Genomic DNA, 13,183 nt, shown 5'->3' on the forward strand with positions numbered 1-13,183 from the left:
TTCTTGGGCTTGAAACCCCGCTTACTTCCGCGGCGCCGATTTCGGCTTGGCCTGGGCGCGCGACGTCGAAGTCGACCTGGTCTTCGGCTTGGCAGGCGTCACCGCTTCAGCCGCTGCCGACGTGTGCCCTACGGCGGGCACCGGGTGCCCGGCGGCCGCCCGGTTGCGGAGCTTCCGCTCCTTGGCGATGATGTTGATCGCCTCGACCAGCACCGAGAAGCCCATCGCTGCGTAGATGTAGCCCTTCGGGATATGGAAGCCGAGACCATCGGCCACCAGCGACGTGCCGATCAGCAAGAGGAACGCCAGCGCCAGCATCTTGGTGGTTGGGTGCTTGGCGACGAAATTGGCGACCGGGCCGGACGCCACGAACATAACGCCCACGGCGACGATCACCGCGGCAATCATCACCGGCACATCGTCGGCCATGCCGACCGCGGTAACGATCGAGTCGATCGAGAACACCAGGTCGATGACGATGATCTGGCCGATGATCGCAGCGAAGGCCTTGGTTGCCTGCTGCTTCAGGTCGGCCTCGTGCGGCTCCTCGATCTCGGCATGCATCTCGTGCGTCGCCTTGTAGACGAGGAAGGCGCCGCCGGCGATCAGGATCAGATCCTTCCACGATGGGGCAAAGCCCATGATCTCGAAGGCCGGCTGCGTCAGGCTGATGATCCAGCCGATCACCAGCAGCAACAGGATGCGGAAGACCAGCGCCAGCGCCAGGCCGAGCTTGCGGGCGCGATCCGCCTGCTCCTTGGGGAGGCGCGACACCAGCACCGAGATGAACACGATGTTATCGATGCCGAGCACGATCTCCATCGCCGTGAGGGTCAGGAAGGCAGCCCACACGTTGGGATCGTAGAGGAGTTCCAGCATCGACAGCTCCAGTGGTGATGATCAGGTGGCGCCATACTTAGGGCCGTGGCGCGATTGTTGGAAGAGTGCGCGCGAGGCTCCGCACAGGGTGCGGTTTTTCACCGCGCCCCCGGCCCGTGGCACGATCGCATCGTGCCGAAGCTGGCCCGCCCGTGCCGCCGCTGTTATTGTAATGGCTCGGCTCCACTCGAAAGTCTCCCCATGGACGCGTTCTCTCCCATCCCCGCCCTGATTGGCGGTGTGCTCATCGGGCTCGCCTCGGCGCTCCTCTGGCTCGGCAACGGCCGCATCGCCGGCATCTCGGGAATCTTTGGGCAATTGCTGCCGCCGGCACGCACCGTGGTATGGCGGCTGGTGTTCCTCTTGGCGCTGGTGCTCGGCGCCCTCGCGGCCGCCTGGCTCATCCCGGGCCTCGGCGTCGGCGGCCCCGGCGGCGCGCCGGCGCAACTGGCCTCGCCGCCGCCAGGCTGGAACATCCCTGCCCTACTCTGGATCGCCATCTCCGGCCTGTTGATCGGCTTCGGCACCAAGATCGGCAATGGCTGCACCTCGGGCCACGGCGTCTGCGGCATCGCGCGGCTATCGAAGCGTTCCTTCGTCGCCGTCGGGGTGTTCTTTTCGGTCGCCATCCTCACTGTCGCCGTCACCGGAATCGTCTGAGATGGCCGCCAACCTCCGCCTCCCCTACCTCGCCACCGCCGCCGTGAGCGGCCTGCTGTTCGGCGCCGGCCTCTACATTTCGCAGATGGTCGATCCACTGAAGGTGCTGCGCTTCCTCGATTTCACCGCCATCCCCACCGGCGGCTGGGACCCGAGCCTCGCCTTCGTCATCGTCGCCGCCATTGCCGTGATGTTCATTGCTGTGCGCGTCGGCCGCAGCAGGCAGGCGCCGCTGTTCGATACGCAGTTCCATGAGCCGGAATTCCACCACATCGACGCGCCGCTGGTCGGCGGCGCTGTGCTGTTCGGTATCGGCTGGGGCATGTCGGGCATCTGCCCAGGCCCGGCCATCTCGCTGATCGCCTTCTGGCCCGACAACCTGCTGATCTTCCTTCTCGCCATGTTCGCCGGCTCCTATGCGGGCGCGCTGGTCATTCCGAGCGGCCGCGACAAGCGGCTGGCGCTGGCGCGATGAGCGGGGCTCCTGAAGCGGTCTTAGTGGGTGGCGGCCTTGCCGGGGTGGCGGCGGCGGTCGCTGTCGCCCGCGCCGGCCTCCGCACCCTCCACCTCGCGCCCAAAGGCCCACCCGACCGGCGCACCTCAGCGCTGATGGGCCCGAGCGTCGATTACCTGCGCGCCTCCGGGCTGATCGGCGATCCCGCCGAGCTCGGCCACCCGCTGACCCAGATCCGCATCATCGACGCCACCGACCGGCTGCTCCGCGCCCCCGAGACATTGTTCGACAGCAAGGATGCCGGCCTCGAGGCCTTCGGCTGGAACTTTCCCAATATCAGGCTGCTCGAAGCCTTCGAGGCGGCGCGCGCCTCGCTCGACAACCTCGAGACCCGCGAGCTCGCGCTCTCCTCCATCGAGCGCGGCGCAACCGGCTGGGTGCTGACGCTTGCCAATGGCAGCGTCGTCGAAGCGCCACTGGTCGTCGGCTCCGACGGCAAGAAGTCGCTGGTCCGCGTCGCCACCGATTTCCGCGCCCGCGAGCACGGCTTCACCCAGTCGGCGCTGGTCTGCGATCTCGAACTCGGCCGCCCGCTCGGCGGCGCCTCGGTGGAGTTCCATTACGAGCAGGGCCCGTTCACGCTGGTTCCGGCCGGCGGCTCGCGCGCCAACCTCGTCTGGATCGACGACCGCGAGGTGTTGAAGGCCGCCCAGGCGACTGGCCAGGATGGCCTCCGCGCCACCTTCCTCGAGAAGTCGCAGCGCCTGTTCGGCGATATCCAGTTGCTGACCCCGGCGCACATGTTCCTGCTCTCGACCCTCACCGTCGAGCGCGCCGGCATGGATGGCATCGTGCTCGCCGGCGAGGCCGCGCATGCCTTTCCGCCGATCGGCGCGCAGGGCCTCAACCTCGGGCTGCGCGACGTCGCCGATCTTGCCGCCTCACTCGCCGCCGCCGATCGCACCGCGCCCGGCTGGGCCAATGCCGTCAGCACCGACTATGCCGCCCGTCGCGCCGACGATCTCGAGCGCACCGGCGGCATGGTCGACGCCCTGTTCCGCTCGCTGCTCAGCGACTTCCTGCCAGCCCAGGCGCTGCGCGCCGGCGGCCTGTGGGCGCTCCGCCTGCTGCCGCCACTGCGCAAGCGCGCCTTCGGGCTCGGCATGGGCCAGGGCTGAAGCAAGGCGGCATCATTTCTATTGTGCTGAGCCGGCCAGTGGCTGGCCTCGGCCATGCACCCACCACCGGCTGTCATCCCAGCGAAAGCTGGGACCCAACTCGCAGCCCCGCGCAGATGGATAGTTGGGTCCCAGCTTTCGCTGGGATGACATCGTAGATGGGGTGATCGCGGTGGGTTAGCTCGACCGCTCTCCGGGTGCACACAGGCGATCATTCGATGGGTAGGTAAGCCACCAAGAACAAAAGGGCGCCCGCAGGCGCCCTTTCGATTCTAACCCCGTCGCTCCGCTTACTGCGGGGCAGCCGGAGTGGCCGGCGGGGCAGCGCCATCGGTGCCGAGCTGCTTGCGCAGTTCTTCGGCGCGATCCTGCAGCTGCTTTTCCAGCGCCGACGGAGCGGTCGACTGCTTGTTGAATTCGTCGAAGGTCATCGCGGCGGCGCCATCATAGACCGAGGTGAAGCCGGCGAGCGTGATGTCGATCACCAGGTCTTTGTTCTGCCGGTTCTTGGCGGTGAGCTTCAGGATGCCACCCTTCTTGAGGCTGTTCACGTAGGCCTCGTTGATCACCAGCTGGGTGGCGCAGCTCTGCGGATCGCACAGCATGAACGGCACGCGGATCGGCTTGCCGCCGTCGATCTGCCAGGTGAGGCCGAACGGCAGCAGCACCCCAAGCGGCACCGCGGCAACGGCGAGCAGGCGGCTCTCCTGGCCCGGATCGTCACGCAACAGGAACGAGCCGAGGAACTGGCCATTGGCGACGACGACCTGGCGCATGATGCAGGCCTGCTTGCCGCCATCGATGGGGTCGCAGACCTTGAGCCAGTTCTGAGCGGGATTGGCTGGCGCCGCCGGCGCTGCTGCAGCATCGGCAGCAGGCGCCGCCGGTGCTGCTGCACCCTCGGCGGGGGCTGCCGGCGTGGTGGCTTCCTGCGCGAGCGCCCCGAACGAGGGCATCATCAGCGCGGCAACCGCGAAACCAGCAACGACGAGCTTTTTGAGGGTCATTGAATTTCCTTGTGGTGTCCTACCATCGGTGACTCTCCCGGCCACCCTTCTTCGTGCGCTCTTCAAGGCACGAAACGCGGCAATAACATGACCGAGATGACTTCCGAAAGCTTTAACCTGCGAGTGTTGCCGCAGCACCCGTTTCCGCCGCCAGCCGGGCCATTCTCGACAGTATCGCGGCGGTTCCCTTCAGTCGCGCCTCGGCTGTCGGCCAGTCACGGCTGAACACGAGTTTCTGATCAGGTTTGATCCGGACCTGCATCTGCGGATCGGAGACCATCCGCACCAGCCCGGCCGGGTTGGGGAATGTCTTGTTCCTGAGCGTAACGACTGCGCCCTTGGGCCCGGCATCCACTTTCTCGACATTGGCGGTGCGGCAAAGTGCCTTCACCAGGATCACCTTGAGCAGCGCCTCCACCTCTTCCGGCAGCGGCCCGAAGCGGTCGATCAGTTCGGCGCCGGCCGCATCGATCTCGTGCGCATCCGAGAGGTCGCCGAGCCGGCGATAGAGCTGCATCCTCAGCTGCAGGTCCGGCACATAGTATTCGGGGATCATCACCGGCATGCCCAGCGAGATCGTCGGGCTCCACTCGTTGCGCTCCTCGTATTCCGCGTCACCGTCGCGCAGCGCCGCCACCGCCTCTTCCAGCATCGCCTGATAGAGTTCGAACCCGACCTCGCGGATATGGCCCGACTGCTCGTCGCCGAGCAGGTTCCCGGCGCCGCGGATATCGAGATCGTGGCTCGCCAGCTGGAACCCTGCCCCCAGCGTTTCCAGCGACTGAAGCACGGTCAGCCGCCGTTCGGCGGTGTCGTTGAGCTTCCTGTCCGGCGGGATGGTGAACAGCGCATAGGCGCGCTGCTTGGCCCGGCCGATCCGGCCGCGGATCTGGTAGAGCTGTGCGAGGCCGAAATTGTCGGCCCGGTGCACCACCAGGGTGTTGGCATTGGGGATATCGAGCCCGGACTCGACGATCGTGGTGGCGACCAGCACGTCGAACTTGCCGTCGTAGAAATTGTTCATGATGTCGTCGAGCTCGCCCGGCGGCATCTGGCCATTGGCAACGACGTAGCTGACCTCCGGCACCTGCTGGCGCAGGAATTCGGCGATATCGGGCTGATCCTTGATCTTGGGCACCACATAGAACGCCTGCCCGCCACGATACTTCTCGCGCAGCAGCGCTTCGCGCACGCTGAGCGGATCGAATGGCGAGACGAACGTGCGGATGGCGAGGCGATCGATCGGCGGTGTGGCGAGCAGCGACAGGTCGCGCACCCCGGTCAGCGCCAGCTGCAGCGTGCGCGGGATCGGCGTCGCGGTCAGCGTCAGCACGTGGACGTTGCCCTTCAGCTCCTTCAGCCGCTCCTTGTGGCCGACGCCGAAATGCTGCTCCTCGTCGATGATCAAGAGGCCCAAATCCTTGAACTGGATGGATTTCGCCAAGAGCGCATGCGTGCCGACGACGATGTCGACGGTACCCTTGGCCAGTTCTTCCCTGGTCGCCTTGAGTTCGGTCGACGACACCAGCCGCGAGGCCTGCCTGATCCGCAGCGGCAGCCCGGAGAAGCGCTCGCTGAAGGTCTTGAAGTGCTGGCGCGACAGCAGCGTTGTCGGCACCACCACCGCCACCTGCCGCCCGGACATCGCCACTGCGAACGCGGCGCGCAGCGCCACCTCGGTCTTGCCGAAGCCGACATCGCCGCACACCAGCCGGTCCATCACCCGACCCGATGCCAGGTCCTCGAACACCGCGTTGATGGCGACCAGTTGGTCCTCGGTTTCGTCGTAGGGGAAGCGCGCTGCGAATTCCTCATAGAGCCCCGGCTGCACATCCATAGGCGGCACCGTCGACAGCTGCCGCAACGCCGCGATCTTGATCAACTGCTCCGCCATGTCGCGGATGCGCTTCTTGAGCTTGCTCTTTTTGGCCTGCCAGGCGACGCCGCCGAGCTTGTCGAGCTCGATGATCGCGTCGGCGCCGTAGCGCGACAACAGCTCGATGTTCTCGACCGGCAGGTAGAGCTTAGTGTTGCCGGCATATTCGATCTCGACGCAGTCGTGCGGCGCGCCCTGCACCTCGATGGTCTTCAAACCGAGGAACCGGCCGATACCGTGGTCGACATGCACCACCAGATCGCCAGCCGCGAGGCCGGCGGCTTCGGTCAAAGCATCCGAGGCCTTGCGCCGCTTCTGCGGCCGCAGCAGCCGCTCACCGAGAATGTCCTGCTCACTGAGCACCAGCATGTCGTCGGTCTGGAAGCCGGTCTCGAGCCCCAGCACCACCAGCGCCGTAGTTTCCGGCGAGGTGGTCTCGGCATCGCGCCAGTTCTCAGCGAGGCGCGGATGCGCCAGGCCATGGTCGGCCAGCACCTGCGCCATGCGATCGCGCGAGCCTTCCGACCAGCAGGCGATGATGGTTTTGCGCGCCTTCTTCCGCTCGGCGCGGAACAGTTTGACCACCGCCTCGAACAGGTTGACGTCCTGCGCCTGCCGTTCGGCGGCAAAGCTCGGCGCCACCCGCCCGCCGACATCATCGGCTTTGCGCATGTCCGGTGTCGCGAACGGCGAGAGCTGCACCACGCCCTTGTCCGGCGCCAGCGTGTAGGGCGCGCGCTCCATCTCGTAGAGTTGCGCCGGCGGCACCGGCTTGTAGGGCGCCGCGCCCTGCGAGGACTGCTTCTCGTGCCGTGCATCCTCGCGCGCCTGGTAGTAGTCCGAGATCTGCGTCTGCCGGTCGGCAAAGGCTTCCCGGGCCTGGTCGTCGAAGACGAACGGCGCGTCCTCGGTATAGGCGGCGAGGTGGTCCAGCTCGTCGTAGAAGAACGGCGTCCAATGCTCGACACCCGGGTAGCGCTGGCCGGCGCTCACCGCCGCATAGAGCGGATCGTCGACGGTGTTACCGCCGAACATCGTGGTGTAGCGGGCCCGGAAGCGGCGGATCGCCTCCTCGCTCAGCAGCACCTCGCTCATCGGCGCCAGAGCGATGCGCTTCAGGTTGCCGGTGGTGCGCTGCGTGTCCGGATCGAAGGTGCGGATGGTCTCGAGCTGCTTGCCGAAGAAATCGAAGCGCAGCGGCGATTCGACCCCGGCCGGATAGAGGTCGACCAGTCCGCCGCGTACGGCATACTCGCCGGTCTCGCGCACCGTCGGCACCCTCAGGTAGCCATTGCCTGCGGCCCAGGCGATCAGCTTGTCGCTATCGACCACCTGCCCGGCCGCCGCGGCAAAGCTCATCCCCGCGACGACTTCGCGCGGCGGCAGCTTCTGCACCAGCGCATTGACCGTGGTGAGGACGATCGCCCCCTTTGCCGCGCCGCTGGCGAGGCTCGAGAGCGTCGTCATCCGCGCCGCGATGGTCACCCCGTTGGGCGACACGCGGTCATAGGGCAGGCAGTCCCAGGCCGGCAGCGTCAGCAACTGGTGCCCCGGCATCAGCTGCTCGAGGATCTCCACCATGCGCTGCAGGCGCCGCCCGTCGCGCGCCACGAATACGGCGCTCACCGCCGCATCCGGCGCGGCCTTCAGCCGGTCCTCGACGAGGCGCGCCAGCACCACCGGCTGCATGCCGTCGGGGACGTTCGAAAGGGTGCGATCGGCGCGCTGGTCGGTCATTTGGCAGTCCGGAATCTGAGCAGGTCGGCGAGCAGGTCGTGGTCGGCATCCTGAGGGGCCGGCTCCTGCCCCATCAGCCAGGCGAGGAGGTCTGTATCCAGCTCCTCGAGCAGTATCTCGAAGCGATCGAGTTCCGCCCCGTCCATGGCCGCCAGCCGCGCGTCCGCGTAAGGCCCGAGCAGCAGGTCCATCTCCTTGGTGCCGCGATGCCAGGCGCGATAGCGCAGGCGCCGCAATCGCATAGCAGAATCTTCACCGGCGTCTTTTTGAAGGGCCATGAGCGGGTGGTCTCGGGGAATGTGGATGGCGTGTTTACGCGGATATCGCCCGCGTGTCACGTGGTCGACAAGCATACCCGTCGCCGCGACGTCGTGCTTCCCCCACAACAGACGCCTTGCAAGCCGGTGGCAATCGGCAGCCGATTTTGCCACAACTCATCGGCAAATTTCTCCGACCCGAGTTGCATGTCCCGTCCGCCGGCCCTCGATCCGCTGTTTCGCTCGCTCCACTCCATCAAGGGGGTGGGGCCACAGCTCAGCGCCCTGCTGACCCGCTTCTTCGGCGCGCCCGAGGGGCAGGAAGCCATCGCGCTCGACCTGTTGATGCACATGCCCACCGGCGTCCTCGACCGCCGCCGCATGGATGGCATCGCCAATGCCGTGCACAACAATATCGCGACACTGAAGCTCCATATCGACCGCCACCAGCCGCCGCCGCGCGGCCGGGAGCACATCCCGCATCGTGTCTTCGCGCATGACGAAACCGGCGAGATCCAGCTGGTGTATTTCCGGGCCCAGGGCGGCTGGGTGGAAAAGCTGCTGCCGGTCGGCGAGACTCGATACGTCTCGGGCACCATCGGCTTCTTCCAGGGCGAAAAGCAGATCACCCACCCCGACTATGTCGTCGAGGCCGACAAGTTCGAGGACATGCCGCTGGTCGAGCCGGTCTACCCGCTGACCCACGGCCTCAGCTCTCGCGCCCTGATCAAACTCACCCGGCAGGTGCTGGAGACCTTGCCCGACCTGCCCGAATGGATGCCCGCCGAGCGCATCGCAGAGTTCGGTTGGCCCAGCTTTCAGGCAGCAATGCAGGCCTCGCACGCCCCCGAAACCCCCGATGACGCACAGCTCTGGTCGAAGAACCGGATGCGCCTCGCCTATGACGAGTATCTCGCCGGCCAGCTCGCCCTGCTGATCGTCCGCTCACAGCTGATCGCGCCGCGTGGCATCGCCCGCAGCTTCACTGGCGAGATCTCCGCCAGGGTCGAGGCCGCCCTGCCCTACACCCTCACCGAGGGCCAGCGGCTCGCCGTCGAGGATATCCGCCACGACCTCGCTGCGCCCGAACGGATGTCGCGCCTGCTGCAGGGCGATGTCGGCGCCGGCAAGACCGTCGTCGCGCTGATGGCGATGGCGGCGATGGCCGAGAGCGGCGCGCAGTCGGCGCTGATGACGCCGACCGAAATCCTCGCCAGCCAGCACTTCAAGACGCTGAAGCCGCTCTGCGACCAGGTTGGCCTCGGCATCGTGCTGCTCACCGGCAAGATGACCGCCGCCGAGCGCCGTGCCGTGCTGTCAGGCATCGCCGACGGCTCGACCGATATCGTCGTCGGCACCCACGCGCTGTTCCAGACCGGCGTCGACTTTCACAATCTCGGCCTCACCGTAGTCGACGAGCAGCATCGCTTCGGCGTCCACCAGCGCCTCGCGCTCAGTGAGAAGGGCATCCATGCCGACCTCCTGGTGATGACCGCCACGCCGATCCCGCGCACCCTGGTGCTCACCCATTTCGGCGACATGGCGGTCAGCATCCTGCGGGAAAAGCCGCGTGGCCGGCAGCCGATCGATACCGCGGTGCTGTCGATCGGCGAGTATGCCCGGGTCATCCAGCGCCTCGAGAGCCGCATTGCTGAGGGAGCCCAGGCCTTCTGGGTCTGCCCGCTGGTCGAGGAAAGCGAGCATCTCGAAGTGGTCGCCGCCGAGGATCGCTTCGCCGAGCTGAAGAAGGTGTTCGGCGACCAAGTGGTGCTGATCCATGGCCGCATGAGCGCCGCCGCCAAGGCCGAGGCGATGGATCGCTTCCAGCGCAACGAGGCCAAGATCCTGGTCGCCACCACCGTCATCGAAGTCGGCGTCGACGTGCCCAACGCCACCATCATGATCATCGAGCATGCCGAACGCTTCGGTCTTGCCCAGCTGCATCAGCTGCGTGGCCGCGTCGGTCGCGGCAGCCAGCGCTCGGCCTGCCTGCTGCTCTACAAGGAGCCGTTGAGCGAAACCGCCAAGGCCCGACTCGAGACCATCAAGGGCACCGAAGATGGCTTCGTCATCGCCGAGAAGGACCTCGAGCTGCGCGGCCAGGGCGATGTGCTCGGCACCCGCCAATCCGGCATGCCCGGCTACCATCTCGCCGTCCCCGATGTGCACCGGCACCTGCTCGAATGGGCACACGAGGATGCCAAGGACGCGCTGACCCGTAACCCCGGCCTGACCGGACGCGACGGCGACGCCCTGCGCACGCTGCTCTACCTGTTCCGCAAAGACCTCGCCATTCCCCTGCTCCGAGCCGGCTGACCCCATGCATATCCGCCCCTTCGAACGCCGCGACACCGACGCGGTCGTCGCCCTCTGGCAGGCCCGTGGCCTGACCCGGCCATGGAACGATCCAGTCAAGGACATCGAGCGCAAGCTGGCGGTGCAACCCGAGCTGTTCCTCGTCGGCGAGCGCGACAGCGAGGTCATCGCCACCGCCATGGGCGGCTATGACGGCCACCGCGGCTCGGTCTACTACCTCGCGACGGCGGCGGCGCACGCCGGGAACGGCTACGGCGCGGCGCTGCTGGCCGAGCTCGAGCGGCGTCTTGCGGCGATGGGCTGCCCGAAGATCAATCTGCTGGTGCGCGGCGAGAATGACGGCGTGCTGAAGTTCTACGACCGGCTGGGCTATGAGCGGCACGACTCGCTAAGCTTGGGGAGGCGGTTGATCGAGGATTAGAGCGGTGTGACGGCAGCTGCGCCGGTGCGTGCCGCCCCCCACCCTTGATCCCTCCCCGCAAGGGGGAGGGAGACGCAGACTGAGATACTGGTGTGAGGGTCTCCCTCCCCCTTGCGGGGAGGGGACAGGGGTGGGGGTCAGCCACCACCGGAGGCGACGGCAGGCACAGGGCCCCTACCCCTCACGCCACCGCGTACTTCCGCAGCACGTCGATCTCGACATAGTTCAGCACCGACTGGTGCGTTGCCTGCAGCACCACGCGCGGCGCCATGCCGGCTTCCAGCGCCTCGACCCAGCGCAGCGCCACGAGGCACCAGCGGTCGCCAGCCTTCAGCCCCGGAAACGCATATTCCGGCATCGGGGTCGACAGGTCGTTGCCGCGCGATCTGGAGAACGCCAGGAACGCGTCGGTCATCTCGGCGCAGACCGTGTGCCGGCCCTCGTCGAGCGGGCCGGTGATGCAGTTGCCGTTGCGAAAGAACCCGGTCAGCGGGTGCATCGAGCACAGCACCAGCTTTTCGCCGAGGACGTTGAGCTCCGGCTCCTGCTCGAAGAACGGCTTATTCAACCGTCACGCTCTTGGCGAGGTTGCGCGGCTGGTCGACATCGGTGCCCATGAACGAGGCGGTGTGATAGGCCAAGAGCTGCACCGGGATGGTCGCAAGGATCGGCGCCACAAAGCTCGCCACCTTGGGCAGCACCAGCACTTCGGCGACGCCTTCGCCCACCGTTTGCTTGCCCACCTCGTCGGTGATCAGGATGATCTTGCCGCCGCGTGCCGCGACTTCCTGCATGTTGGAAAGGGTCTTGGCCATCAGCTCGTCCGACGGCGCCACGACGATCACCGGCATCAGTTCGTCGACCAGCGCGATCGGCCCGTGCTTCAGCTCGCCGGCCGGATAGGCCTCGGCGTGGATATAGCTCAGTTCCTTGAGCTTCAGCGCGCCTTCCATGGCGATCGGGAACATCTGCCCGCGGCCCAGATAGAGCACGTCTTTGGCCTTGCTCAACCGCTTGGCGATATCCTCGACCTGCCCCTCGAGCGCCAGCGCGGCGGAGATGGCGGTGGGCAGCGTCGTGAGGCTATGCACCAGCTCGGCTTCCTGCGCCGCCGAGATCGTGCCGCGCGCCACGCCCGCCGCGACGGCAAGGCTCGCCAGCGCCGTCAGCTGGGCGGTAAACGCCTTGGTCGAGGCGACGCCGATTTCCGGCCCGCACAGCGTCGGGAACACCACCTGGCTCTCGCGCGCCATCGTCGATTCCGGCGAGTTCAGCAGCGAGGCGATGTGCTGCCCCTGCCCGGCGCAATAACGCAAGGCCGCGAGGGTATCGGCGGTCTCACCGGATTGGGAAATGAAGAGGCTGAGCCCGCCCTGCTCCAGCGGCGGCTCGCGATAGCGGAACTCCGAGGCGACATCAACATCCACCGGCAGCCGCGCATAGCGCTCAAACCAGTATTTGGCGACGATGCCGGCATAGGACGCGGTGCCGCAGGCCGAAATGGTCAGGCGCGACAGTTTGGCGAAATCGAACGGCAGGTTCTCTCGGAGTGCCACCCGGTCGCTGCTCATATCCACATAGTGGCTGAGGGTGTGCGAGACCGTCTCGGGCTGCTCGTAGATTTCCTTGGCCATGAAGTGCCGGTGGTTGCCCTTGTCGACCAGCAGCGCCGAGGCGGCCGAAACCAGCATCTCGCGCTGGACGATCGCGTCCGAGCCGTCGCGGATGGTGACGCCGTTCTTGGTCAGCACCGCCCAGTCGCCATCGAGCAGGTAACTCAGCCGCGAGGTGAACGGCGCCAGCGCCATGGCGTCGGAGCCCAGATACATCTCGGTCGCGCCATAGCCGATAGCCAGCGGCGCGCCAGAGCGCGCGGCGATCAGCAGGGCATCCTCGCCCTTGAACATGAAGGCCAGCGCGAAGGCGCCGCGCAGCACTTTCAGCGTCCGCGCCACCGCCATCTCGGGGTCGAGCCCGCGATCGATCTCGCGGGTCACCCACAGCGCCACCGATTCCGTATCGGTCTGCGTCTTGGGCAGATAGCCGTCCTTGGCGAGGTCGGCGAGCAGCTCGCGGAAATTCTCGATAATGCCGTTATGGACCACCGCCACCTTGTCGGTGGCATGCGGATGGGCATTGCCCTCGGTCGGCGCCCCATGCGTCGCCCAGCGGGTGTGGCCGATGCCGATATTGCCGCTGAGCGGTTCAAAACTCAGCTTGGCGGCGAGATTGCCGAGCTTGCCCTCGGCGCGGCGGCGGCCGATCTGGCCAGCCTCCAGCGTCGCCACGCCGGCGCTGTCATAGCCGCGATATTCCAGCCGCTTCAGCGCATCGACCAGCCGCGGCGCCACCGGTTCCGTTCCGATAATCCCGACAATACCGCACATCTCGTCTGTCC

11 protein-coding genes are annotated in these 13,183 nt (G+C 66.8%); 5 read left to right on the plus strand and 6 right to left on the minus strand.

The genetic code is table 11. The features are described from left to right. Positions 1-21: 21 nt before the first annotated feature. Positions 22-879, minus strand: a complete 858-nt coding sequence (locus ASC68_RS18310) for a TerC family protein (RefSeq protein ID WP_082528261.1) — start codon at positions 877-879, stop codon at positions 22-24. A 201-nt stretch (positions 880-1,080) separates the two neighbouring features. Between ASC68_RS18310 and ASC68_RS18315 the strand changes: the two genes are divergently transcribed. The 3 genes from ASC68_RS18315 to ASC68_RS18325 are packed head-to-tail and all read left to right on the plus strand — an operon-like array spanning position 1,081 to position 3,171. Then, the gene (locus tag ASC68_RS18315; RefSeq protein WP_055882401.1) at positions 1,081-1,539 is read left to right on the plus strand and encodes a YeeE/YedE family protein; all 459 of its coding nucleotides are present in this window, start codon (positions 1,081-1,083) and stop codon (positions 1,537-1,539) included. Between the two features lies 1 nt (position 1,540). Continuing rightward, on the plus strand, positions 1,541-2,014 hold the full coding sequence (locus ASC68_RS18320; protein WP_055882403.1) for a DUF6691 family protein: 474 nt from the start codon (positions 1,541-1,543) through the stop codon (positions 2,012-2,014). After that, positions 2,011-3,171: an FAD-dependent monooxygenase gene (locus ASC68_RS18325; protein ID WP_082528262.1), complete on the plus strand. Its 1,161-nt coding sequence runs from the start codon at positions 2,011-2,013 to the stop codon at positions 3,169-3,171. The genes ASC68_RS18320 and ASC68_RS18325 overlap by 4 nt, the downstream gene beginning before the upstream one ends. Before the next feature lie 290 nt (positions 3,172-3,461). Here the strand turns inward: ASC68_RS18325 and ASC68_RS18330 are convergent, their stop codons facing one another. From ASC68_RS18330 to ASC68_RS18340, 3 genes are all read right to left on the minus strand, one after another. Continuing rightward, entirely contained in the window at positions 3,462-4,178 is a 717-nt protein-coding gene (locus tag ASC68_RS18330; protein WP_055882408.1) for an invasion associated locus B family protein, read from the minus strand. Between the two features lie 112 nt (positions 4,179-4,290). Beyond that, entirely contained in the window at positions 4,291-7,791 is a 3,501-nt protein-coding gene (mfd, locus tag ASC68_RS18335) for a transcription-repair coupling factor (RefSeq protein WP_197421294.1), read from the minus strand. Then, positions 7,788-8,033: a succinate dehydrogenase assembly factor 2 gene (locus tag ASC68_RS18340; protein WP_248310561.1), complete on the minus strand. Its 246-nt coding sequence runs from the start codon at positions 8,031-8,033 to the stop codon at positions 7,788-7,790. The genes mfd and ASC68_RS18340 overlap by 4 nt, the downstream gene beginning before the upstream one ends. A 222-nt stretch (positions 8,034-8,255) precedes the next feature. Here ASC68_RS18340 and recG point away from each other — a divergent pair, with 222 nt between their 5' ends. Continuing rightward, positions 8,256-10,364 carry an ATP-dependent DNA helicase RecG gene (gene recG / locus ASC68_RS18345; protein WP_055882416.1) on the plus strand — a complete coding sequence of 703 codons (2,109 nt, stop codon included), beginning with the start codon at positions 8,256-8,258 and terminating at the stop codon, positions 10,362-10,364. A gap of 4 nt (positions 10,365-10,368) precedes the next feature. Continuing rightward, positions 10,369-10,785 carry a GNAT family acetyltransferase gene (locus ASC68_RS18350; RefSeq protein WP_055882418.1) on the plus strand — a complete coding sequence of 139 codons (417 nt, stop codon included), beginning with the start codon at positions 10,369-10,371 and terminating at the stop codon, positions 10,783-10,785. A gap of 181 nt (positions 10,786-10,966) precedes the next feature. On the opposite strand, the gene ASC68_RS18355 is transcribed toward ASC68_RS18350, so the two are convergent. Beyond that, the gene (locus tag ASC68_RS18355; RefSeq protein ID WP_055882421.1) at positions 10,967-11,353 is read right to left on the minus strand and encodes a DUF2237 domain-containing protein; all 387 of its coding nucleotides are present in this window, start codon (positions 11,351-11,353) and stop codon (positions 10,967-10,969) included. Then, positions 11,346-13,172, minus strand: a complete 1,827-nt coding sequence (glmS, locus tag ASC68_RS18360) for a glutamine--fructose-6-phosphate transaminase (isomerizing) (protein WP_055882423.1) — start codon at positions 13,170-13,172, stop codon at positions 11,346-11,348. Before glmS ends, ASC68_RS18355 begins: the two co-directional genes overlap by 8 nt. Positions 13,173-13,183 lie beyond the last annotated feature (11 nt).

Source organism: Devosia sp. Root105 (assembly GCF_001424865.1).
Classification (GTDB): Bacteria; Pseudomonadota; Alphaproteobacteria; order Rhizobiales; family Devosiaceae; genus Devosia_A.

Excerpts from the sequence above, each read along its gene's own strand:
- ASC68_RS18330 (WP_055882408.1), bottom strand. The coding sequence starts at position 4,178 with ATGACCCTCAAAAAGCTCGTCGTTGCTGGTTTCGCGGTTGCCGCGCTG.
- ASC68_RS18320 (WP_055882403.1), top strand. The coding sequence starts at position 1,541 with ATGGCCGCCAACCTCCGCCTCCCCTACCTCGCCACCGCCGCCGTGAGC.
- glmS (WP_055882423.1), bottom strand. The coding sequence starts at position 13,172 with ATGTGCGGTATTGTCGGGATTATCGGAACGGAACCGGTGGCGCCGCGG.
- ASC68_RS18340 (WP_248310561.1), bottom strand. The coding sequence starts at position 8,033 with ATGCGATTGCGGCGCCTGCGCTATCGCGCCTGGCATCGCGGCACCAAG.
- ASC68_RS18350 (WP_055882418.1), top strand. The coding sequence starts at position 10,369 with ATGCATATCCGCCCCTTCGAACGCCGCGACACCGACGCGGTCGTCGCC.
- ASC68_RS18315 (WP_055882401.1), top strand. The coding sequence starts at position 1,081 with ATGGACGCGTTCTCTCCCATCCCCGCCCTGATTGGCGGTGTGCTCATC.
- recG (WP_055882416.1), top strand. The coding sequence starts at position 8,256 with ATGTCCCGTCCGCCGGCCCTCGATCCGCTGTTTCGCTCGCTCCACTCC.
- ASC68_RS18325 (WP_082528262.1), top strand. The coding sequence starts at position 2,011 with ATGAGCGGGGCTCCTGAAGCGGTCTTAGTGGGTGGCGGCCTTGCCGGG.
- mfd (WP_197421294.1), bottom strand. The coding sequence starts at position 7,791 with ATGACCGACCAGCGCGCCGATCGCACCCTTTCGAACGTCCCCGACGGC.
- ASC68_RS18310 (WP_082528261.1), bottom strand. The coding sequence starts at position 879 with ATGCTGGAACTCCTCTACGATCCCAACGTGTGGGCTGCCTTCCTGACC.